Genomic DNA, 21,682 nt, shown 5'->3' with positions numbered 1-21,682 from the left:
TCCCCTCAGTTGTACCGAACGGTAAAACCGTACCACGGGGGCGCCGGAGGGTCAGTCAGGGAGCTGGCCGGCGGGTGCGGCGAGTTTGAAGGACGAGCCGCTGCTGCCCGCGACCCAGGCATCGGGCATGGCGGCCGCCAGCGCGTGCTGCGCGCGCCAGCCGGTGCAGTGCCCGGGCACGACGAGTCCGGGAGCAAGGCCGGTGAGCGCGTCCACGGTGCGGCCGATGATCGGCTCGAACGCCGTGCCGCTGAGATGGAACCCGCCGATGAGGGCATGCAGCTCGGGCACCCCGGTGAGGCGCTGGGCATGCCGCACGATGTTCACCACTCCGCTGTGCCCGCAGCCGGTCAGCACCACGAGCCCGCGGTCGCGCACGTTCACCACGAGCGCCTGGTCGTCAATGACGAGCGGGTCGTGTTCCCACGCATCCCCGGTCCACCGCTGATGCGCGGGCGGCATGCCGCGCTCGTATTCCGTGGTCCTGTCGACCTCCCCGGTGATCAGCACGCAGCCGTCCACGAGCAGCGAGGGCTCGCGGCGCTCGAGCACCGCGAAGCCCTCGCCCTCGAGCGCCCGCCTGCTCAGGGTCGGCAGTTCCATGGGCTCACGGCCCGGCACCGACAGCCGCCGCCGGGTCCAGATCATCGGGTGCACCACCATCGGCAGCGACCGGACTCCCCGCCGGCCGGCCAGTCCCGCCAGGCCGCCGGCGTGATCCCAGTGACCATGGCTCAGGATGACCGCCTGGATGTCGGATGGGTCAATGCCGAGCCTGCCGGCATTGGTCACCATCGCGTCAGGCGACAAGCCGGTGTCGAAAAGCAGCCGGGTGGTGACCGCACCGCGCCGCACGCTGACCAGTGCGGAAAATCCGTGCTCCGCCATGAGCCCGACGGTGGTGGTCCCCGTCTCGAACTGCGGCGCCTGCACCGGGCCGACGCCGAGCGGGGTCCGGGTGGTGCGCTCGTCGCCGGCTAGCAGGGCGTCGAAGACGTTGTCGACGAGCGTGGTGACCACGATCTCGTCGACCGGCTCAAGACCCACCGGGTCGACCGCCGTCCCCGCGGCGGGACGCGGAACGGCCATGGCGACCTCACGCGGATCGGTCGGTGCTTCGCACATCGGTCGTGGTCCTCCCTGGGCTGTCGGGGCTGGTTACCAGTATCCGACCCGGGTCTTGTCCTGGTACGCCGGTACTCTCGGGCTGGTGATGATGTTCCGGGACGCGCGGCGCGAGGATGTGCCGGCCATCGTGGCACTGCTTGCGGATGACGTGCTCGGCGCGGAACGCGAGGGCGACGCGGATGACGCCTACCTGGTCGCGTTCGAGCAGGTACAGGCGGACCCAGGCAGCCGGCTCATCGTGGCCGAGGCGGACGGACAGCTCGCCGGGACGCTGCAGCTGAATTACCTGCCAGGGCTGAGCCGGCACGGCATGCTGCGGGCGCAGATCGAGGGAGTCCGGGTCGCGGCCGCACACCGTGGCCAGGGGCTGGGCCGGGCGATGATCGAATGGGCGATCGGGCAGGCACGCGAGCGCGGCTGCGGGCTGGTGCAGCTCACCTCCGACAAGCGACGCCCGGACGCGCTCCGGTTCTACGAGTCACTCGGCTTCACCGCCTCCCACGAGGGATTCAAGCTCTCCCTGTAGAAAGAGTCGAGGTTCCCGCGCCGCCGGGCCGCGGGGCTGACGCCCGGGCGTATGGTTGCGGCACCCATACGCCTATAGGCGGCTGGTTGCCACAACCATCGCCCGACGTCCGCGCTCCGCCGGGCAAGGAAGACCGGATCGGGTGGTTTCGGCGGAGCGGGCGGCGGTGGATGATGAATTGTGCGCAGTGATGACAGCTCCCGCCGCCGGGCGCTGGACGAGGGCGATCAGGTCAGCTTTGGACCGCGGCGCCCGGTTGGCCGCTGGCGGCCGGGCCGGCTGCTGATTGCCTGCGGGGCCGTGCTGGCCGCGGTGGCCGCGGCGGCCGTGACGCTGATCATCGGGCACGGGAACAACCCGCCGCGGGCTCGGCCGGCGAGCACGGGCGCGGTGAGCACGGGCGAGGCAGGCCCCCGTCTGCTTGGCGTGCGGGCCAGCTGGGAGCTGTTCGGCTATGGCGATGGCCGGGTGGTGCGGATTCAGTTCGCCTCGGGCCGGATCACGCAGACGGCCGTCCCGGTGCAGAGCGGTGGACCGGTCTCGCTTGTCGTTGGCCCGCACGAGGCCATCATCAGCCGGCTGGATTACCTGCCCGGTTACCTGGTGCCCGATGGCCGGCCCGCCCGCCCCCTTTCTGGTGTGCTTGGCACTGGCGGAATTGTGATCCCGGGACCGCAGCCAGGGACAGCATGGGTGCAAGCCGGACCCTCGGCCACGTCGATGCCACTGGTCCGGATGGACGGCACCGAGACCGGGGTGTCCGCGCGCCTGCCGCCGTTCGGCACCACTTCGCAGGCGTGGCCGGGCGGCTATTCGCAGGCGACCTCGGACGGCCGGGGCGGTGTGCTGGTCAGCGTTTACTCCGAAACGGGTGTCACGTACGACGACGTACGGCTCGGCGGCTTCCAGCGGATCGCCGGACCGCTGGCCGCGGTCGGCCCGACCCGGTGGCTGGCCGTTGACTGCCCCGCTGGCCGTCGCTGCTCGAACGTCGTCGTGGACCCGGCCACCGGGGCACGGCGCGCGCTGCCCGGTCCCTCGGCCGAGTTCCTGACCGCGGCGGGGCCTGGCGTCATCGCCCCCGACGGCTCGGCCGCGGCGATCGCGGCGGCCAGCGGCGACCGGGTAACCCTTCACCTGCTCAACCTGGTGTCCGGATCCGATCAGCAAATCCCGGTTTCCCTTGATGCGGAATCGGCGGCCGACCAGACGCTTGCCTGGTCACCCGATAGCCGGTGGCTGTTCGTCGTGACCGCGCAGGGCAAGCTGGCCGCGGTCGATGCCCGCACCGGGCACGTCGAGGGCCTCGGGGTCTCGCTCCCCCGCCTCAGCCTGATCGCCGTCCGGAGCTAGCCATCCCGTTGGGCATGCTGGCACCCTGGCTCGGTAAGGGTGCCCCCCTTGCCGGGGACGGCCAGGCGGTTCACACTTCAGCTGACATGCGGGTGCCGCCGGCCAGCCTGCGGGCAGGCCGGCGGCGCGATCGCGCTGGAGGCGCGGATGACACCCCGGACTCTTCGCTGGGTGACCGGCGGCGTGGCGGCGCTGTCGACCGCGTTTCTGCTGAGCGCACTGCCGCTGTCGTACCTCAGCCGGCACACGGTGCCGGGCGGCTGGAACGTTCCCGACGCGGGGGCTTCGTGTTCGTGCTGCTCGGGTTCCCCGACGGGCGGCTGCCGTCGCGCCGCTGGCGCCCGGCCGCCTGGTTCGTGGCCGCCGTGTACGTGCTGGAAGCCCTGGGCTTTGTGATGCGAGCCGACCGGGTGTGGGGGGACCCGTTCGTGTCGCAGAGCCAGGACTGGGACTCGGGCCTGTGCCTTGCAGCCCTAGTCTCGCGCCCGCCGCTAGCGCCGCGGCAATAATCCCGCCTGGTTCCATCTCCCCGCGCCCTAATGCTGCCGTCCCGGACACGGCATGTCTGGTTTCAGAGGGCGTAGCTTGCCTCGATCGTGAGGCGGCGGGTTGGGTATTGGCGTGTCCCCCTATAACCGTATGGTTGCCACAACCATCGGGGCTGCCTGCCAGCGGGGGGCAATCTAGGAGGCGGGGCGCTGGTCTGGGTCCTGGACGACGGTGCCGGGCGCGTACGCGGGCTCGGCGTCGGCACGGGCGCCAGGGGTGTAGCGGGCGACGAGTTCCTGGCGGATGGCCTCCAGGTGGGAGACCTGGCCAGCGGACGGGCCCGCGCTGCCGGAAACGGGGACGGTGACGCCGGCCAGCACGTCGTCGGCGCGCGGGGTGGCCAGCGTGATGACGTTGCCGAAGCCAGGTGCGGCCGCGTCGCGGGCGGTCAGCGGCTGCAGGTTCCAGCGCTGCTCGACGGTCTTGAGCACGGACGTGTGGTCAAGCGGCGTGGTGCCGTCGGGCACCCGGTAGACGGTGCCTGGAGCGATCAGCGGCGAGATGAGCAGCGTCGGGACGCGGACGCCGAACCGGTCGAAGCCGAAGCTCAACTCGCCCGCGCTGTTGTCCGGCACGGTCGCGCCCCACGGCGGCGGCACGTGGTCGTAGCAGCCGCCGTGCTCGTCATAGGTGAGGACGAACAGGGTCTGGTTCCAGCCGGGACCTGAGCGCAGCGCCTCGTAGGTGTCGTGGATGAGCTGCTCGCCGAGCGCCACATCGTAGTTCGGGTGCTGGCTGTTGCCCGTGGAAGACCAACTCGGCTCGAGGAAGGTGAACGCGGGCAGCGTGCCGGCCGCGGCGGCGGCCTTGAAGTCGGTGAACAGGCCGAAGTGCGACGCGTCCGCGCTTGTGATGTCGGGGAAATCGGCCTTGGTCAGCGGCTGGGCGTTGTAACCGAAGACTCGCCAGCTCACGCCCGCCTTGGTCAGCGTGCCGAAGATGGACGGGCAGGTGTAGGTCTTGGTGTGGTCGTCTATGTGCCCCTGGCTGGTGGCGGCCAGGGCGAGGGCGCGGTTCGGCAGCGTCTCGGTCGGCGCGGAGGAATACCAGTGGTCGCAGACGGCATAGCCCTTGGCGAGCGCGGACATGACGGGAAGCGCCTGCGGGGTGAAGCAGCCCATGATCCAGCTGGCCGTCGTGCCTGGGACGATCGTCCACTTGTTGTTGGTTTCCCAGTTGATCGTGTAGGCGAAGTCCTTCACGAACCCCTGCATCGTGGCCGGCGTGCCGCTTGCCGGGGCGGTGGCCGAGCCCCAGAGCTGGTTGTTCGTCGCCGTGTAGCCCTCGCCGGGATCGGCGCCAGGCATGAAGTAGGCGTGCGGCGTCGCCGGCGTGATCTGATAGACGGCGACCGGATTCCCATTGCTGTCCGGGCAGGACTCGTTCCCTGACAGACCCTCAAACGGCTGGCCGGATGGCGAGACGTTGCCGCTGTCGGCGTACAGGTAGCCGAGCATGTGATCGAACGAGCGGTTCTCCAGCATCAAGACCACGATGTGCTCGATCGCGGCCAGGCCGCTCCCGTTTCCCGCGGACGTCGTCATCGGCGCCTTCTCCCTGTAGCTGCCATCGGGCCGGCGCTCTCCCGGCCCGATGACAACGTTAGCGGGAACTAACCGCGACGCGAGGCGGCTTTGTGGGCGGCGCCGCGCGCCGCCTTCGCGACCTGCTTGTCCGGGTGGTACTCACCCAGGTGGGTGAGCACGTCCACCGCGTCCGGGTGATCGCTGCGGGCCATGCCCTCGAAGAGCATGCCCTCACGGCCCGCGGGCACCGCCTCGCGGAAGCTGACCGCGAGGTAGTCAGGGTCGGGGAACTCCTCGTCGATGGCGAGCGAGAGCAGGTCGGTAGCGACCCAGGCGAGGTCCTCCGGCTCCATCTCGAGCTCGGCGGGCAGGTCGGCGGGGCCGGTTCCCTCGGCGTCAACGCCGGACAGCTGGGCGAGCGCGACCTTTGCGTAGGCGCGGACCTGCGGCACCGCGAGGCTCGCCCGCCAGGCGGGCTCGGCTGGCGGGCCGATCCTGGTGACGGCGGCGACCGCGAGCATCCGCTCGCCGGGCTCCGCCGTGGCCGCGAGCTCGAGCAGTTCCGTGGCCGCCGCGTCGTTGCCGCGGGCGGCGGTCCACCCGTCCACCTCGGCCTCGAACTCGGCGTCGGTGACGCCGCCGGCCATGGCAAGCAGCTCGGCGCCGGACAGTTCCGCCGCGGTCTGCGGCAGCAGCGGGATCTCCACCCCGGCCTCGACGAGCTGCTCGTGCAGCGCCGCCAGGGCGAGCGGGGTGAGCCGGATCAGCTCGTCGGTCTCGGTGATCGCAAGGGTGTCCGCGAGCTTGTCGAGCAGCAGCCGGGCAGCGTCGCCGTACTCGGACTCCCACTCGGCACGGGCCTCGGCTATCTCGCCGTGCGCCTCTTCGTCGTCCTCGTCGTGCCCGCCTGCCGCGTTCTCCCACAGCACCTCGGCGAACTCCTCGAGGGTGAGACCTTCCCTGCGGGCGAGGAAAAGCAGGACCGCGATCGCCATGCCCTGCCCGGCGAAGTCGAACTCGAGCTCGTCGGGATCCTCGTCGGCCTCGAGATCCGGCCCGTAGAGGTCGAGCGTCTCAGACAGCACGGCGGCCATGGTCCCCGACCACGCGGCGAACACCCGGTCGTCGTCACCCGACGTCCAGTCTTCGGCGGTCTCACCGGGCACCACCCGGTCGTCGTCCTCCGGGTCGAAGACGAGCCACTCCACGCCGAGCGCGTATTCCCACAGGAAGGCGAAGTCCGTCGGCTCCACGCCGAGGGTGGCGATGGCTTCGGTGAGGCCATCGGGGGTCAGGTCGCCGGCTTCGTCGATCTCCCTGCCGTCCTTGCCGACCCATTCGGCGAGCGCCGCGAGCTGGCCGGCGATCGGCGCCGTCCGGGCGCGGGCGGCCAGTTCATGCAGTGGTTGCAGGCGGATCGGCGGCAGGGCGTCGGGCAGACCGAGCGCCTCCTTGATGTCGATGTCCTCGAAGTCGAAGTCATCGTCGGCGACGTCATGGTCGTGGTCGTGGGCCATGCCATGAGCCTATCGGCAGGCGGCGCGGGTTTTCGCCGCCTGCGCCAGCCAGGGCGTCCGGGTTCTGGACGCCCTGGCTACCGCAACCACAAGGCCTTAACCCAAGCCACAGCGCGGGGGGCGCCGCGCTGGGCGTTGCGGGTTATGCAACGCCTGCCCACAGCAACCACAAGGCCTTAACCGCCCCCACCGCGGGGGCTATGGGGGGCCGCGCAGGCCCCCCATGACCGGGGGGTGCAGGGGGGTCGTCCCCCCGCGGGCAAATCAGCGCAGTGACCGCAATACATACTGCATGATTCCGCCGTGACGGTAGTAGTCCGCTTCGCCGGGGGTGTCGATCCGGACCGTGGCGGTGAACTGCTTGCCGTCCGCGGTCACCACGACCTCGTTCGGTATTCTCCCGTTGTTGATTTCGGAGATTCCCTCGATCGAGAAGGTCTCCTGGCCGGTGAGGCCGAGGGACTCGGCGCTCTCGCCCGGCTTGAACTGGAGCGGTAGCACGCCCATGCCGATGAGGTTGGAGCGGTGGATGCGCTCGAACGACTCGACGAGCACGGCGCGGACCCCGAGTAGCATGGTGCCCTTCGCGGCCCAGTCGCGCGACGAGCCGGAGCCGTACTCCTTACCGCCGAGGATGATGAGCGGCGTGCCCTCGGCGATGTACTCACGGGAGGCGTCGTAGATCGACATCTCCTTGCCGTCCTTGACGGTGACCCCGCCCTCGGTGCCGGGCGCGAGCTGGTTGCGCAGCCGGATGTTGGCGAACGTGCCGCGGATCATCACCTCGTGGTTGCCGCGGCGGCTGCCGTAGGAGTTGAAGTCGGCGCGCTCGATGCCGTGCTCGGTCAGGTACAGGCCCGCCGGGGCGGTGGCCTTGATCGCGCCGGCCGGGGAGATGTGGTCGGTGGTGACCGAGTCGCCGAGCTTGGCGAGAACCTTGGCGCCGCTGATGTCCTGGACCGGCTCAGGCTCGGCGGGCATGCCGTCGAAGTACGGCGGGCGGCGGACGTAGGTGGAGTCACCTGCCCACTCGAACGTGTCGCCGGTGGGGACCTGCAGGCCGCGCCAGTTGTCGTCGCCGTTGAACACGTCGGCGTAGTCGGCGGTGAACATCTCGGCGCGGACGGCGCTCGCCACGACGCTGGTGACCTCGTCCGGCGACGGCCAGATGTCGGCGAGGTAGACCGGCTTGCCCTCGCTGTCGGTGCCGAGCGGCTCGTGGTCCAGGTCGATGTCCATCGTGCCCGCGAGCGCGTAGGCGACGACGAGCGGCGGTGAGGCCAGGTAGTTCATCTTGACGTCGGGGTTGATCCGGCCCTCGAAGTTCCTGTTGCCCGACAGCACGCTCACCACCGTGAGGTCGTTGTCGTTGACCGCCTGGCTGATCGCCGGTGGGAGCGGGCCCGAGTTGCCGATGCAGGTGGTGCAGCCGTAGCCGACCAGGTTGAAGCCGAGCTTGTCCAGGTACGGGATCAGGCCGGCCCGCTCGTAGTAGTCCATGACGACCTTCGAGCCCGGCGCCAGCGTGGTCTTCACCCAGGGCTTGCGGTTCAGGCCCTTCTCCACGGCCTTCTTCGCCAGCAGCGCGGCGCCGATCATCACGTACGGGTTGGAGGTGTTGGTGCAGGAGGTGATCGCCGCGATGACCACGTGGCCGTGGTCGAGTACGGTCTCCGCGCCGTCCTCCAGGGTGATCTTGACCTGGTGGGTCGGGCGGGTGTCGCTGTTGTCGATGGCGTCGGACGCGGGGAACGTGCCGTTGAGGCCGTTGCCGCCGGTGTAGGTCGGCAGCGCGTCGCGGAACGCGGGCTTGGCGTTCGCCAGCTCGATCCGGTCCTGCGGGCGCTTCGGGCCGGCGATGGACGGCACGACGGTGGACAGGTCGAGGGTGAGCTCCTCGGAGAAGCGCAGCTCGCGGTCCGGGTCGTGCCACAGGCCCTGCGCCTTGGCGTACTGCTCCACCAGGTCGAGCTGGTCGTCCGGGCGGCCGGTGAGCCGCAGGTAGTCGATCGTCGCCGCGTCGATCGGGAAGATCGCGCAGGTCGAGCCGAACTCCGGCGACATGTTGCCGATCGTCGCCCGGTTGGCGACGGGGACCTGGCCCACGCCGTCGCCGTGGAATTCGACGAACTTGCCGACCACGCCGTGCTTGCGCAGTATCTCGGTGATGGTGAGCACCAGGTCGGTCGCGGTGGTCGCCTGCGGGAGCGCTCCGGTGAGGCGGAAGCCGACGACCTTCGGGATCAGCATGGAGATGGGCTGGCCGAGCATGGCCGCCTCCGCCTCGATGCCGCCGACGCCCCAGCCGAGGATGCCGAGGCCGTTCTCCATCGTGGTGTGGCTGTCGGTGCCGACGCAGGTGTCTGGGTAGGCCTGGCCGTTATGCGTCATGACGACGCGCGCCAAGTGCTCGATGTTGACCTGGTGCACGATGCCGGTGCCCGGCGGGACGACGCGGAAGCCGGTGAAGGCGTCCTGGCCCCAGCGCAGGAACTGGAAGCGCTCCCTGTTGCGCTGGAACTCCAGCTCAACGTTGCGGGTGAAGGCGTCCGGGGTGCCGAAGAGGTCGGCGACCACCGAGTGGTCGATGACCAGTTCGGCGGGGATGAGCGGGTTGATCTTCGTCGGGTCGCCGCCAAGCGCCCGCATCGCCTCGCGCATCGCGGCCAGGTCGACGACCGCGGGGACGCCGGTCAGGTCCTGCAGGATCACCCGGGCGGGGGTGAACTGGATCTCGGTGTCGGGCTCCTTGTGCGGGTCCCAGCTGGCGAGGGCGTTGATGTGCTCCTTGGTGATGTTGAGCCCGTCCTCGTTGCGGAGCAGGTTCTCGAGCAGCACCTTCAGGCTGTACGGGAGGTTCTCGCTGCCGGGGACCGCGTCCAGGCGGTAGATCTCGTGCTTGCCGCCGCCCGCCTCAAGCGTCGCGCGGCTGCCAAAGCTGTTCGCAGTCATCGTAGGTTGAGCCTCCTCGCCCAAAGTCATGCCTTGTTTGTCACCATTTACTGGCTTATGTCTTATCGCCCGGCGTGGGCTTGCGCCGTCCCGCGGTCCAGGCGGCTTCCGCTCCCTTGCGGAGCGTGCGAAGCGAGGGTTGCCCGGTTCGCCGGTATGTAACCTACAGTATCTCGATATCAAGGTACCTCTTCAGTATCTCGACATCAAGCTACCTCACCAGGGATCACCGCTTTATTCTGGGGCCCCCCACAGTCGCAAGGCCTGCAGGCGCGGCGTAACGTCGGTTTCGGCTGAGCGAGTCCGCCCGGGAAGCCCCGGGCCGTGCTCGCCTGCGAACCCCCCCGCGCCGACCTATCCGGGCGACCTTATCCGGACCGTCGGCCGATGACCGGCGAGCACTTCACTTCGTAACGGAAAGGTTCTTCCATGCGCTTCGCAGTCAAGACGCGACCCGAGCACCAGACCTGGGAAGAGCTGCGCGACATCTGGGTCGCGGCCGATGAGGTCCCGCTGTTCGAGTCGATATGGAACTGGGACCACTTCTACCCGCTCACCGGGGATCTGCACGGACCCAACTTCGAGGGCTGGACGATGCTGTCGGCCATGGCCGCGCTGACCTCGCGGATCAGGGTGGGCTGCCAGGTCACCGGCATGCCCTACCGGCACCCGGCGGTGCTGGCCAACATGGCCGCCACCGTGGACCACATCTCCGGCGGCCGGCTCATCCTCGGGATCGGCGCGGCGTGGAACGAGATGGAGTGCACCGCCTACGGCATACCCCTGCCCCCGCTGAAGGAGCGGTTCGACCGTTTCGACGAGGGCCTCGAGGTGATCACCCGGCTGCTGTCCTCGACGGTGTCGGACTTCTCCGGCCAGTACTTCACGCTGACCGACGCCTACTGCGAGCCCAAGCCGGTGCAGCGCCCCTACCCGCCGATCACGATCGGCGGCAACGGCCCCAAGCGGACGCTGCGGGCCGCGGCACGGTGGGCGACGGAGTGGAACGGGACGATCCAGGACCCGGCCAAGTTCGCCGAGCTCAAGGAGATCCTGCGCGGGCACTGCACGGACCTGGGCCGCGACTTCTCGGAGATCACCTGCTCGTGCCTGCTCCGCTGGGACGGCGGCGACACCGACGCGCTGCTCGCCACCGTCGCGCAGTGGCGGGACGCAGGGGCGGACCTCGCCGTCATCGGCCTGCCGACGCACGCCAAGCCCGAGGCGCTGTCGACCCTCGCCGAGGCACTCGGCACGTTCGCGTAGCCGGTGCGCTTGCTGGGTCGGCGCGCTTGTTGGGTCGCTGCGCCGTTGCGCTCCGCGCTTGTTGCTTGAAAACTTGTTGCTGTTATCCTCGGCAGTAGCGCGGCGCGGGATGGCGGAGATCGCTATTCGTGGGACGGGTCCGTGGCTAGGCGTTCGTGAAGGTGCTGGCTGGCGGTGGCCATGACGGGGGCGATGCCGAGGTCGGTCAGCATCTCGGCCGCGGCGGCCATCTCGTGGCCGCGGCGGACGGCGTGCTGACGGGTGCCGGTGACGATCCTGGCCAGGGTCGAGGCGTCCTGCCTGGCGAGGTCCTCCGCGATGTGACTGGTCAGCCAGCCTTCGAGCCCGGCGGCCCTGGCCGCCTCAAGCGCCTCGACGATGGACGCCGCCATGCCCTTGTAGAAGACGCTGCGCAGCAGCTTGCGAGTCGCCGCGAGGCCGGGTGGGCCGTCGAGCACCTCGATGTCCGCGCCGAAGCCGCGCAGGATCGCCGCGACGTCCTGCGCGGCGTCGCCGCTTGCGAGCATGGGGACCCGCAGGCCCTTGCCGGGGACCGGGGCCATCATGGCGATGTCGGTGACCCGGACGCCATGGGCGCGGCCGATCTCGGCGAGGCGCTGCTTGACGCTGGGCGCGGCGGTGTTGAGGTCGGCCCAGACCGCGCCGGGATCAAGCGCGCTCAGCGAGGCCTCCAGGGCGGCGACCGCGTCACTCGCGCTGTTGACGCTCAGCACCAGGCTTGCTCCGGCCACCGCTTCCGCGTCGCCGCCTGCACCGGTGACACCGGGCGGCGGGGACACCTTCGGGTCGAAGCCGCGCACCGCGGCCCCCGCCGCCACCAGGTCGCTGGCGAGCAGCGAACCCGCCTCGCCGAAGCCCAGAACAGCGATGACATCGCCCATGAGAACTTCCCTTTCGCCTAACCGCGCCGTTGCGGAGGGCGCTGACTTGGTGCGGCCGCGACCGGTAAGCGGGCTTAGCGGGAAGTCCGCAGTTCCCCGCGCAGGCCCGTCAGGCTCTCCGCGGAGTCGAAGCCGATGCTCACCGGTGGAGCATCCGGGTCAGCGGGGCCGAGGTCACCTGGCTTCGTGAAGTACTCGGTGATCAGCATCCGCTGCCTTTCGAGCAGCCGGTCGAGGTTCCTTTCCAGGCGGTCGGAGGCGATCGCTTCCGCCGTCTGATACAGGTTCCTCAGGCCGCCAAGCGCGCCGTCGACCGGATCGTCGGGCCCGAGGTCCAGAAGATCCGGCGTTTCGAAGCCTATCGGGTCGAATTCAGGCATTTCCGACAGGTCGACATCCGGCATAGCCGCGACGCCGTCGGCGTCCTCGGCTGGCTGGCCTGCGGGCGCCAGTTCGTCGTGGCGGGCCGGCTCGAACGGGCCGCGCCTCGCTGGCGACCCTTCCGCCTCCGCTTCTAGCTCCGGTGCGACCGACTCGACGGGCGCCTCTTCGGTCCTGCGGTACCAGTCGGGGCCGGGAGGGCCGTAGCCGGGGTCATCGGGGCCGTAGGCGAGATCCGGATCCACGGCGCTGCTCGCGACCTCCGCCGGCGCGGGACCGCCAAGCGGGATTGCCGCCGAGGCGCGTGCCTCATCCGCGGTCGCGCCCGTGCTGAGTGCGGATGGACCTGCGGCTGCTGGGGCGGTCTCCGCGCGTGAGTTTGCGACGTCCGGTGCGGCGGTCACGAAAGCGCCGGCGGCCGGAGTGCTGGTGGCGGAGTTATCGGAGGCTGGCTCAGGCGCGGCGCCGACGGTGATCGCGCGACCCCGGACGCTTGGCAAGCCCGCGGGTGCGCCAGACGATGGCGTCCCGCCGGGGACCTGGCCGTTGTCCTGGCCGGGTGCGGCGTTGCCGGGCGACCACTCGCCGAGGCGGCCCCACGCGGGACGCGACCGGGACGATGAAGCGGCGGGGTCGTCTTCGCGGATGACGTACGCGTAGTCGCCGCCGTTGACGAACTTGTCTTGTCCGCCAGGACCGAGGGGGCCGCCGGGGGCGCCGCCCGCCTGCCAGTCGGGGAACCCGGTGTAGGGGGCGGCGGGAGCGCCGTAGCCTGCCGCCATTGGGTACCCGGGGGGATCGGGGAAGCCCTGTTGTCCGGGGAAGCCGCCGGGCGGGAAGCCACCGGGGCCAGGGAACGGAGCGGGCTGCTGGAAGGAGCCATGGCCGGGGTACGTGCCGGGATCCTGCGGGCCACCGGGACCGCGCTGGCCGGGCGCGCCGGAATATCCCGGCCCCGGGTACCCGGCCGGGCCCGCGAGGCGCGGGTCGCCAGCGAGGCCCAGATTGCCCGCGAGGCGGGGGTCGCCCGGGTACGGCTGGCCGCCGCGGACCGGATAGGCCTCACCGGGCGGGAAGCCACCCGGGCCGCTCCATCCCGGAGAACCGTGCGCAGACGGGCCGGGTTCCTGGCCTGGAACGGGCGCCCAGGGTCCCGGTTCCTGGCCGGGATAGGGCTGGCCGGGATAGGGCTGGCCGGGATGGGGCTGGCCCGCGAACGACTGACCAGCAAATTGGTGACCGTGGGACGGCTGGCCCTGGTACGGCTGGCCGGCGAACTGCTGACCAGTGGGTTGCTGTCCGTGGAATGGCTGATCGGGGAGCTGTTGTCCCTGGAACGGTTGTCCCTGGTACGGCTGGCTCTGGAATGGCTGGCCCTGGTACGGCTGGCCCGCGAACTGCTGCTCGGTGAACGTGCCTGGAACCGGCCCGGCGAACCCTGAGCCCTGCGGACCGTGGCCGAAGCCAGGGACGGGACCTTGGTGGGCTGCGCCGAGGGAGCCGGGGAACGGGACTCCCCCGTTCGGCTGCTGGTGGTCGAATCCGGCCTGCCAGTATCCGGGGTGGGCAAGTTCCGGCGCGCCCGGGTAGGGAGCGCCGGGAGCACCGGCGAAACCCGGTTCCTGCGCACCTGGGAATCCGGACGCGGAAGCGCCCTGATAGCCGGGGCCGGCGAAGCCTGAGTGCGGTAGCCCCTGCGCTGGATAGCCGACCACTCCAGGGCCGGCGACGGGTGCTGGGCCCTGACCGGGAAGGCCGCCTGCGCCGTAGGGGGCGCCCGCGGGAAACGCGAACTGCTCCGCGTAGCCATGGGCGCCTGGGACCTGGCCGGAAGCACGGCCTATCACGGGGTAGGAACCGCCGGCGGGGTAGGCGGCTTGGTCCGGGTAGCCGACGGGACCGGGGACTGGGCCAGGGCCGGAGAACGGCGCGGCGCCTGGGAAGGGTGCGGCACCCTGGAATGGGGCCACCGGCTCCCGTGCCGGGTAGCCGCTAGGCGTGACGAAGCCACCAGCGGGCGTTCCGTGGACCGGAGCGCCGCCGGGGTAGCCGCCGGGGTGCTGAAGTCCGCCTGACGCAGTTCGCGGCTCGCCGGGATGCTGGACATAGCCGGGCTGCACGCCGAAGCCCGGCTGCGGCCCGTAGTCGGATTGCGCACCATAACCGGGCTGCACGCCGATGCCGGGCTGCGGCCCAAAGTCCGGTTGCACACCGTAGCCAGGCTGCATGCCGTAGCCGGGCTGCACACCGATGCCAGGTTGAGGCCCGTAGCCGGGCTGTGCCCCGTGGCCAGGCTGCACACCGCGGGGGCCCGCGTCGTCCGCGCCCGGTGGGGTGACCAGGCTTCCTGGTGCGTAGATGGTCGTCGGCGTCAGGATCCGGTCGGGATCATCGACGTTGACGGGCATGGACGGACCTGGCCCTGACCCGCTGGAACTGCCGTCGGGAGCGGGCCCGCGGCCGGTGAACTGGCCCTGGGTGAACTGGCCGGCCGGCGTCGGACCGGCGGAGAACTGCGACTGCGCGAAGTGGCCGGCATTCATTGGCCCAGCGGAGAACTGCGGCTGGGCATGGCCGTCCGTGGCGAACTGGCCGGGAACAGGGGCACTAGGCTGGGCCATGCCCGGCGCCAGGTAGGGCGGCGGTGAGCCGTGCTGCAGCTGGCCGTTCGGAGGGCCAGGCTGGTACGGCCCGCCGGGTACGTCCGTTCCTTGGCCCATCGGGCCGGGGTAGCCCGCCGTACCGGGGTACCGCTGCGGGTTTTCGCTTGGAAACCCACCGGCGCCGTAGGCGGCCGGGTTCTGGCTGGGAAATCCGGAGGCACCGTACGCGGGCGAATGGCCACCGGGAAATCCGGGAGCGCCGTACCCGGGTGGCTGATCTCCCGGAACCCACTGGCCAGCCGGTCCTGAGCCCTGCCCTCTCGGGTACTGCGCGAACGGCGCCGCCTGCGCCGGACCGCCAGGAAACGCACCCTGCGGCTGCTGCCCAGGACCGAGTGGTCCCGCGAAGTGCGGCGTTCCTTGCGGCGGACCGGCGGCAACGGATGAGCCGTCGGGGTGCACGCCCCCGGGAAACGCGCCGTGCGATGGCTGCCCGTGGTCGAAAGGCCAAGCGAAGTGCGGCGCGCCCTGCTGTGGGCCGCCGGAAAGATGTGTGCCATCGGGTCCGGGAAAACCGCCGGGGAAGGGCGCGGGCCCGCCGTATCCGCTACCGGGACCACCGGGCTCGGATCCGCCGAAGCCGGGGCCACCGAAACCGGGCCCGCCGGAGCCAGGCCCGCCAGAGCCAGGATCGAAACCGGGCCCGCCCCAACCTGAGCCGCCAGAACCGGGCCCACCGTAGCCGGGCATGCCGGAGCCGGGCCCGCCCATACCGGGGCCACCGTAAGAACTCACGTCGCCGTAAGGTCCTGGTCCGCCGTGCTGCCCAGGCGCACCGTACGGACCGGGGCCGTCATAGGGGCCGGGGCCACCGGGCGGCCCGGGCGCACCGTACGGGCCTGGGCCGTCGTAAGAACCGGGCGGGCCGCCAGGCCCGCCCGGAAAGGGTCCGCCGGGAAATCCACCGGGAAAAGGGTGGCCTCCTGGCGGGACAGGCGCTCCCGCGAAGCCTAGATCCCCCGCGAAGCCGGGCTCTGCCATGAATCCTGGTTGCCCCGGGTAAGGCCCTGCCCCCCAGCCGTGCCCTGGGCCCCCGCCCTGTGCCGCGCTTTCCGGTTCAGAACCGCCGCCCCAGCCGCGATGATCCCCCTGATGGCCACCGCCGTCCCCCTGGCCGGCGTCGCCGCCTGGCCAGTTCCCCGCCTGCGGCGCGGGTCGCCCGCGCCGCCCCCCTGAAGACTTTGCCACGACAACGATCGTAAGCAACCGCGCGACCGCAGGCATCCCGCTCCGCGCAATCGCGCTCAAGGCTTCGGGCCATCCGGACCGTGTCACGGAAGGCACGAGGTGGACCCGGCGACAACGATGGACCCGGTCGAGGCATACGGCGAGGCATACGGCGAAGCAACGAGGCGAGGAATCCGCGGCGGGATCAGACCTGGGGCAGCACCTGGGCGGCGAGGTCGGACAGGTGGTCGAGATCGGCCAGGTCGAGCACCTGGAGGTACATGGTCTGCGCGCCCGCCTCGGCGAAGGCGCCGATCTTGTCGACGATTTCGGCAGCCGAGCCGCCGAGCGCCCTGGCGCGCAGGTCCTCCACCGACTGGCCGATCGCGGCCGCGCGGCGGAAGAGGGTGGTCTCGTCCGCGCCGCAGCAGACCGTCTGCGCGGCGGAGTAGACGAGGGCGGACGGGTCGCGGCCCGCCGCGGCGCAGGCCTCCCGCACCCGGCCGAACTGCGCCGCGGCCTGCTCGACCGAGGAGAACGGGATGTTGAACTCGTCGGCGTACCTGGCGGCGAGCTCCGGGGTCCTGCGCGGCCCGTAGCCGCCGATGATCACCGGCGGGCGCGGGCGCTGCACTGGCTTGGGCAGCCCGGGCGAGTCGGTGACCTGGTAGTAGGCGCCCTCATAGCCGAACGTCTTGCCCGCCGTCGTCTCCCACAGGCCGGTGATGATCGCCAACTGCTCCTCGAGGCGGTCGAAGCGCTCCTTGGTGGGCGGGAACGGGATGCCGTACGCCTTGTGCTCGCCGTCGTACCAGCCGGCGCCGAGACCGAGCTCAACCCGCCCGCCGCTCATCTCGTCGATGCCGGCGACGGCGATCGCGAGCGGCCCTGGGTAGCGGAAGGTCGCCGAGGTGACAAGCGTGCCCAGCCTGATCCTGCTGGTCTCGACGGCGAGGCCGGCCAGGGTGGCCCAGGCGTCTGACGGTCCCGGCTCGCCAGAGCCGGGACCGAACCGCATGAAGTGATCGGAACGGAAGAACGCGTCGAACCCCAGGTCTTCCGTCGCCTTGGCGACGCGGCGGAGGGTGGCGTAGCTGGCGCCCTGCTGGGGTTCGGTGAAGATCCTGAGTCGCATGCGCCCTATCGTCTCGCACCTGGCTGCGTCTCGGGTTCCGCGCTCAGATCCTGGACCCCAGGCGCGGAGTAGGCGATGTCGGGGTCGACGGGGCTCAGGGCTTGCGCCCAGTGCACGCCGCCGCGGTTGTCGCGGCGGCCCGCCCACTCGCGCCCGGTAGGCACGTAGATCTCCTGCAGGCCGACGACCGACAGGCGGGGCACCACCTCGACGATGCGGCCGATGAAGGCGCGGTGACTGAGCAGCACCGGCTCGAGCGTGCGCATGATCTCCGGCAGGCTGCCGCCGATGCCCGCGCGCACCGTGCCCTCTGCCGTGTCATGACCGACCAGCGTCCACAGGTACATGGCCGCGAGCATACCGCGAATGGATCGCTCACGTCCACTGTCGACTACTGTCGAAGCGTTGCGATTGGCAACTTTGCCAATCGAGTACTGTACAAGGATGTCGATAGGTGACGAATCAGACCCAAGGGCGTACATGCAACTCGCCGCGGTCCTGCGCAAGGCGATCGCGGACGGCACGTACCCGCCGGGCACGGCGACGCCCTCGATCACCACGCTCACCCAGGAGTACGGTCACGCCAGGCAGACCTGCTCCAAGGCGCTCGGCCTGCTGGTCAAGGAGGGCCTGCTGACCCGCTACCCAGGTCTCGGCTACTACGTGACGGGCAAGGGCAGCGAGGGACGGCCGGCCAATCCAGCGAGCGCCGCGGGCCGGACAGACGAGCCGTAACCGGGCAGCGCGAAGACCAGAACCCCTACTACGGAACGGGTTCCGGCTTCCCCTGGCCGCGCACGCGGAACCGTCAGTGCCCGCGGGACAGCACCGCGACGCACTCGACGTGGTGCGTCATCGGGAAGGCGTCGAACGCGCGCAGCTCATCGAGCCGCCAGCCGCCTTCGAGCAGCAGGCCAAGGTCGCGGGCGAGGGTGGCTGGGTCGCAGGACACATAGGCGAAGCGCTCCGCCTGGCCCTCCCCCGTCAGGTAGCCGATCACCTCGCGGGCGAGACCGGCCCGCGGCGGGTCGGCGATGATCAGCCTGGCGTCCGGCAGGTCGCCGTCCTCCGCCGCCTTGGCGACGTCCGTCTTGCGGAACTGCGCCCACGGATAGTCGGCCAGGTTCTGCCTGGCGTTCCTGACCGCGGCCTGGTCGGACTCGATCCCCGTCACGGCGCCGCCCTCGCCGACGAACGGCGCGACCGCGCCTGCGAACAGTCCCGCGCCGCAGTACAGGTCCACGACCGAATCGCCTGCCTCCGGCCGCAACCCCGCCACGACAGCCGCGCAGAGCGTGTCCGCGGCGGCCGGATGGACCTGCCAGAAGCCGTCAGAACCGACCTGCCAGATGCGGCCCGCCGCGTGCTCGGCCAGGTACGGCCGGCCCTCCACCAGGGTGCGCTTGTGCCCGGGCAGCCGGCCGGCGCCGCGCTGATTGCGGTTGCCGTGCGTCTTGCCCTTGGACGGCGCGCCGCCGGAGATGACGGTGACCGCCACGTTGTCCGGCACGTCCGCGCTGCCCGCGGCCGCCTCCACGGTGGCCGCGCCGCTCCAGTCGTGGCCGGGTATATCCAGCTCGCGGATGGCGTCGTGGGCGATCAGGCAGTCGCCGATGTCGATGACCTCGTGCGAGCGGTGTGCGCGCAGGCCCGCGATGCCCTCCCTGCCCACCGCGAACTGCACCCGGGTACGCCAGCCAAGACCAGGCGTCCTGTCCCCCAGTGTGCCGTCGCCCGGCAGCGGCTCGACGGTCACCGCGCGGTCGATGCCGGCTAGCCGCTTGAGCTGCTGCGCGATCACCGAGGCCTTGAGCGCCCGCTGCGCGGGCAGCGACGCGTGCTGCCAGTCGCAGCCGCCGCAGCCGCCTGGGTGGGCGGCCGGGCACGGCGGCGTCACCCTGTCCGGTGACGCCTGCCTGATCTCCACCGCGTCGGCGCGGGCGAACTTCGCGGTGACTTCCGTCACCCGGGCGAGCACCCGCTCGCCGGGCAGCGCGTGCCGCACGAAGATGACGGGAAGCCCGTCAGGCCGCGCCACGCACCAGCCGCCCTGGGCGGCGTCGCCCACCGTGACCTCGATCTCCAGGCCGACGCGGTACGGCCCCTCGTCCCGCGGCGCGGTCGTCGCCGACCGCGGCACGGCGCCGCCGACGGCACCCGGGCGCCTCCGTTCTCCCTGGCGAGAACGCCCTTGTGCTGACGGCACGACACCCGGCATCAGAATCTCCTTCTCGGTGGAGTCGCATTCTCCCATGTGAGGGCATAACTTTGGCGGGGCGCGCGGTAAGACGCGCCTCCGCAGGGCGGTGACGGACCGTGAAAGGACGGGTTCGTGCATATCGTGATCATGGGCTGCGGGCGGGTCGGCTCGACGCTCGCCCACATCCTGGAAGATCGTGGCAACACTGTCGCGGTGATCGACCGGGATCCCGAGGCGTTCCGCAGGCTCCGCCCGTCCTTCAAGGGCGACCGGGTGACCGGCATCGGCTTCGACCGCGACGTGCTCGCCAGGGCGGGCATCGAGCGCGCCGACGGCTTCGCCGCCGTCAGCAGCGGTGACAACTCCAACATTATCGCGGCCCGGGTGGCGCGCGAGACCTTTGGCGTCAGCCAGGTCGCGGCACGCATCTACGACCCGCGGCGCGCCGAAGTCTACGAGCGGCTCGGCATCCCGACGGTGGCGACCGTGCGCTGGACAGCCGACCAGATGCTGCGCAAGCTGCTGCCGGAAAGCGCGGAGCCGCAGTGGCGCGACGCCACCGGCAAGATCATCCTCACCCAGGTGGCCGTGGCGCCGGCCTGGATCGGCGAGCCAGTCAAGCTGGTGGAGGCCTCGGTGGGCACCCGCATCGCCTACATCGACCGGCTGGGGGAGGCGATCGTGCCGCAGCCCGCCACCGTGCTGCAGCACGGCGACGTGGTGCACGTCATCGCCAGGGAGATCGACATGGAGCGGGTCGTCGCGTCGTTCGCCAAGCGGGATGGGAGTGGTCACTGATGCGGGTCGCCATCGCCGGAGCCGGCGCCGTCGGCAGGTCGATCGCGCGGGAACTGCTCGAGAACGGTCACGAGGTGCTGCTGATCGACCAGATGCCGAGCGCGATCAAGGTGGACAGCGTGCCGCGCGCTGAGTGGCTGCTCGCCGACGCGTGCGAGATCAGCTCGCTGGACGACGCCGCGCTCGACCGCTGCCACGTGGTGGTCGCCGCGACGGGTGACGACAAGGTCAACCTGGTCGTTTCGCTGCTCGCGAAGACCGAGTACGGCGTGCCCCGCGTCGTTGCCCGGGTGAACCACCCCGGCAACGAGTGGCTGTACAACGAGTCGTGGGGCGTCGACGTCGCCGTCTCGACGCCGCGCCTGCTGTCGGCGCTCGTCGAGGAGGCGGTGAGCGTCGGCGACCTGGTGCGGCTGATGACGTTCGGGCAGAGCGAGGCGAGCCTGGTGGAGATGACCATGCCCGCCGACGCGCCGCTGACCGGCCAGCAGGTGGGCTCGATCGACTGGCCCGCGGACGCCGCGCTCGTCGCCATCCTGCGCGAGGGCCGGGTGCTCGTGCCGCAGCCGCAGGACCCGCTGCAGGCGGGCGACGAGCTGTTCTTCGTCACCTCGCAGGACGTCGAGGATGAACTGGAGCGCCTCTTCGCCGCCGACTGACGCCGATTGGCTCCGGCCGCAATCGCGGATATACGCCGACCGCCCGCCCGACATTTCCGGAATGTCGGGCGGGCGGGTCGCGTCGCATCGCTCTCTTCGCAGCCTAGGGGGCCTGTGCCGTGTCACCCGCTGTTCGGGTCGACGGCTGGCATGGGCCCAAGCGCCGGCGCGTGGGCAGGACCGCCGCGCACTAACCGCGTCTCGGTCATCTCCGGGCCGCGGTCGAACGGGTTGGGCGTCTGGGAGAAACGGTTCTCCTCCTCCTCCTGCTGTGCCCTTGCCTGCTCCTCAAGCGCTGCCTGCGCCTCCGCGGGCAGCCGCAGCTCGAGCAGGTCGCGCGGCGGCATCGGCTGCTCGCCGCGGACCACGACCACCTCGCGCAGTACCGCCTCGAGCGGCGCCGCGGCCGCCGGGTCATCCGCCGCCGCCCCGGCGAACAGCCCGCGCAGGAACCAGCGCGGTCCGTCCACGCCGGTGAACCTGACGGGCCGCAGCCCGGAGGACGGCTGCCCGGGCTCGGCGGGGACGAAGGCGAGCAGCTCGGTGCCGAACGGTCCCTCGCGCTCCGCGCTCTGGCCGCCTGCCCCGGTGATCTCGGCGGCGATCTCGGTGCGCACTTCCTCCCACAGGCCGCTGCGCTTGGGCGCGGCGAATGCCTGCAGCTGAAGCTCGCTGAGCTGGTGGCGCACCGTCACCCAGGCCCCGTGCTGCTCGGCAAAGACAAGCTGGATGTCGGTCCCCTCGACCACGGGGACCTGCAGGCTGCCGAGATCGACCCGAGGCAGCTCCGGGTGCGGCTCGGCCACATCCCACGGGCCACCCGCCCGGGCGGTGGCCTCTTCGCCCGCTGCCTCGTCCGTCTCCGTCGCCTGATCGGCCGGCTGGCTGTCAAGCTCACGGTCACGGTCACCGGCGCTGCGTCGCCGACCGAACACTGTGCGTCTCCTCTAGTAGTCGCCT

Annotated in this window: 17 protein-coding genes; 7 read left to right on the top strand and 10 right to left on the bottom strand. The window is 71.1% G+C overall.

What is annotated here, in order from left to right; genetic code table 11:
* Positions 1 to 51: 51 nt before the first annotated feature.
* Positions 52 to 1,125 (bottom strand): MBL fold metallo-hydrolase, encoded by a 1,074-nt coding sequence (locus EAS64_RS23450; RefSeq protein WP_187366128.1) that lies wholly within the window; start codon positions 1,123 to 1,125, stop codon positions 52 to 54.
* 88 nt (positions 1,126 to 1,213) lie between these two features.
* Between EAS64_RS23450 and EAS64_RS23445 the strand changes: the two genes are divergently transcribed.
* The 3 genes from EAS64_RS23445 to EAS64_RS23435 all read left to right on the top strand — a co-directional run bounded on the left by EAS64_RS23445 (position 1,214) and on the right by EAS64_RS23435 (position 3,516).
* The gene (locus EAS64_RS23445) at positions 1,214 to 1,654 is read left to right on the top strand and encodes a GNAT family N-acetyltransferase (protein WP_145856718.1); all 441 of its coding nucleotides are present in this window, start codon (positions 1,214 to 1,216) and stop codon (positions 1,652 to 1,654) included.
* 180 nt (positions 1,655 to 1,834) lie between these two features.
* Positions 1,835 to 3,007, top strand: coding sequence for a hypothetical protein (locus tag EAS64_RS23440; protein ID WP_145856053.1), 1,173 nt, complete (start codon positions 1,835 to 1,837; stop codon positions 3,005 to 3,007).
* Between the two features lie 287 nt (positions 3,008 to 3,294).
* A complete protein-coding gene (locus EAS64_RS23435; RefSeq protein WP_145856051.1) occupies positions 3,295 to 3,516 on the top strand; it encodes a hypothetical protein in 222 nt (73 codons plus the stop codon).
* 174 nt (positions 3,517 to 3,690) lie between these two features.
* On the opposite strand, the gene EAS64_RS23430 is transcribed toward EAS64_RS23435, so the two are convergent.
* From EAS64_RS23430 to acnA, 3 genes are all read right to left on the bottom strand, one after another.
* On the bottom strand, positions 3,691 to 5,100 hold the full coding sequence (locus EAS64_RS23430; protein WP_145856049.1) for an alkaline phosphatase family protein: 1,410 nt from the start codon (positions 5,098 to 5,100) through the stop codon (positions 3,691 to 3,693).
* Between the two features lie 68 nt (positions 5,101 to 5,168).
* On the bottom strand, positions 5,169 to 6,599 hold the full coding sequence (locus tag EAS64_RS23425; protein ID WP_145856047.1) for a hypothetical protein: 1,431 nt from the start codon (positions 6,597 to 6,599) through the stop codon (positions 5,169 to 5,171).
* A 264-nt stretch (positions 6,600 to 6,863) separates the two neighbouring features.
* Positions 6,864 to 9,551 carry an aconitate hydratase AcnA gene (gene acnA / locus EAS64_RS23420; RefSeq protein ID WP_145856045.1) on the bottom strand — a complete coding sequence of 896 codons (2,688 nt, stop codon included), beginning with the start codon at positions 9,549 to 9,551 and terminating at the stop codon, positions 6,864 to 6,866.
* Positions 9,552 to 9,980: 429 nt separating this feature from the next.
* On the opposite strand from acnA, the gene EAS64_RS23415 reads away from it, so the two are divergent.
* Positions 9,981 to 10,817 carry an LLM class F420-dependent oxidoreductase gene (locus EAS64_RS23415; RefSeq protein WP_145856043.1) on the top strand — a complete coding sequence of 279 codons (837 nt, stop codon included), beginning with the start codon at positions 9,981 to 9,983 and terminating at the stop codon, positions 10,815 to 10,817.
* Positions 10,818 to 10,939: 122 nt separating this feature from the next.
* Here EAS64_RS23415 and EAS64_RS23410 read toward each other — a convergent pair whose 3' ends face one another.
* From EAS64_RS23410 to EAS64_RS23395, 4 genes are all read right to left on the bottom strand, one after another.
* Entirely contained in the window at positions 10,940 to 11,719 is a 780-nt protein-coding gene (locus tag EAS64_RS23410) for an NAD(P)-dependent oxidoreductase (RefSeq protein WP_145856041.1), read from the bottom strand.
* Positions 11,720 to 11,793: 74 nt separating this feature from the next.
* Positions 11,794 to 14,820 carry a hypothetical protein gene (locus tag EAS64_RS23405; RefSeq protein WP_145856039.1) on the bottom strand — a complete coding sequence of 1,009 codons (3,027 nt, stop codon included), beginning with the start codon at positions 14,818 to 14,820 and terminating at the stop codon, positions 11,794 to 11,796.
* 1,315 nt (positions 14,821 to 16,135) lie between these two features.
* Complete coding sequence (locus tag EAS64_RS23400) at positions 16,136 to 17,065, bottom strand: LLM class F420-dependent oxidoreductase (RefSeq protein ID WP_145856037.1); 930 nt, start codon at positions 17,063 to 17,065, stop codon at positions 16,136 to 16,138.
* A 5-nt stretch (positions 17,066 to 17,070) separates the two neighbouring features.
* Positions 17,071 to 17,412, bottom strand: coding sequence for a hypothetical protein (locus EAS64_RS23395; protein ID WP_145856035.1), 342 nt, complete (start codon positions 17,410 to 17,412; stop codon positions 17,071 to 17,073).
* 97 nt (positions 17,413 to 17,509) lie between these two features.
* Between EAS64_RS23395 and EAS64_RS23390 the strand changes: the two genes are divergently transcribed.
* Positions 17,510 to 17,800 (top strand): GntR family transcriptional regulator, encoded by a 291-nt coding sequence (locus EAS64_RS23390; RefSeq protein WP_145856033.1) that lies wholly within the window; start codon positions 17,510 to 17,512, stop codon positions 17,798 to 17,800.
* A gap of 73 nt (positions 17,801 to 17,873) precedes the next feature.
* Here the strand turns inward: EAS64_RS23390 and EAS64_RS23385 are convergent, their stop codons facing one another.
* Positions 17,874 to 19,283 carry a class I SAM-dependent RNA methyltransferase gene (locus tag EAS64_RS23385; protein ID WP_145856031.1) on the bottom strand — a complete coding sequence of 470 codons (1,410 nt, stop codon included), beginning with the start codon at positions 19,281 to 19,283 and terminating at the stop codon, positions 17,874 to 17,876.
* Between the two features lie 114 nt (positions 19,284 to 19,397).
* On the opposite strand from EAS64_RS23385, the gene EAS64_RS23380 reads away from it, so the two are divergent.
* Both EAS64_RS23380 and EAS64_RS23375 read left to right on the top strand, forming a co-directional pair.
* Positions 19,398 to 20,063, top strand: a complete 666-nt coding sequence (locus EAS64_RS23380) for a potassium channel family protein (RefSeq protein WP_145856029.1) — start codon at positions 19,398 to 19,400, stop codon at positions 20,061 to 20,063.
* A complete protein-coding gene (locus EAS64_RS23375) occupies positions 20,063 to 20,722 on the top strand; it encodes a potassium channel family protein (protein ID WP_145856027.1) in 660 nt (219 codons plus the stop codon). Before EAS64_RS23380 ends, EAS64_RS23375 begins: the two co-directional genes overlap by 1 nt.
* Positions 20,723 to 20,844: 122 nt before the next feature.
* Here the strand turns inward: EAS64_RS23375 and EAS64_RS23370 are convergent, their stop codons facing one another.
* Positions 20,845 to 21,657 (bottom strand): DUF3710 domain-containing protein, encoded by an 813-nt coding sequence (locus EAS64_RS23370; RefSeq protein ID WP_145856025.1) that lies wholly within the window; start codon positions 21,655 to 21,657, stop codon positions 20,845 to 20,847.
* Positions 21,658 to 21,682 lie beyond the last annotated feature (25 nt).

It is taken from the genome of Trebonia kvetii (assembly GCF_007827045.1).
Classification (GTDB): Bacteria; Actinomycetota; Actinomycetes; order Streptosporangiales; family Streptosporangiaceae; genus Trebonia; species Trebonia kvetii.
This window is presented reverse-complemented; position numbering and strand designations above follow the sequence as displayed.

Coding starts and splice junctions, on each gene's coding strand:
- EAS64_RS23410 (WP_145856041.1), bottom strand. CDS start 11,719: ATGGGCGATGTCATCGCTGTTCTGGGCTTCGGCGAGGCGGGTTCGCTG.
- EAS64_RS23390 (WP_145856033.1), top strand. CDS start 17,510: ATGTCGATAGGTGACGAATCAGACCCAAGGGCGTACATGCAACTCGCC.
- EAS64_RS23425 (WP_145856047.1), bottom strand. CDS start 6,599: ATGGCCCACGACCACGACCATGACGTCGCCGACGATGACTTCGACTTC.
- acnA (WP_145856045.1), bottom strand. CDS start 9,551: ATGACTGCGAACAGCTTTGGCAGCCGCGCGACGCTTGAGGCGGGCGGC.
- EAS64_RS23400 (WP_145856037.1), bottom strand. CDS start 17,065: ATGCGACTCAGGATCTTCACCGAACCCCAGCAGGGCGCCAGCTACGCC.
- EAS64_RS23405 (WP_145856039.1), bottom strand. CDS start 14,820: ATGGGCCAAGGAACGGACGTACCCGGCGGGCCGTACCAGCCTGGCCCT.
- EAS64_RS23450 (WP_187366128.1), bottom strand. CDS start 1,125: ATGTGCGAAGCACCGACCGATCCGCGTGAGGTCGCCATGGCCGTTCCG.
- EAS64_RS23375 (WP_145856027.1), top strand. CDS start 20,063: ATGCGGGTCGCCATCGCCGGAGCCGGCGCCGTCGGCAGGTCGATCGCG.
- EAS64_RS23385 (WP_145856031.1), bottom strand. CDS start 19,283: ATGCCGGGTGTCGTGCCGTCAGCACAAGGGCGTTCTCGCCAGGGAGAA.
- EAS64_RS23445 (WP_145856718.1), top strand. CDS start 1,214: ATGATGTTCCGGGACGCGCGGCGCGAGGATGTGCCGGCCATCGTGGCA.
- EAS64_RS23430 (WP_145856049.1), bottom strand. CDS start 5,100: ATGACGACGTCCGCGGGAAACGGGAGCGGCCTGGCCGCGATCGAGCAC.
- EAS64_RS23415 (WP_145856043.1), top strand. CDS start 9,981: ATGCGCTTCGCAGTCAAGACGCGACCCGAGCACCAGACCTGGGAAGAG.
- EAS64_RS23395 (WP_145856035.1), bottom strand. CDS start 17,412: ATGTACCTGTGGACGCTGGTCGGTCATGACACGGCAGAGGGCACGGTG.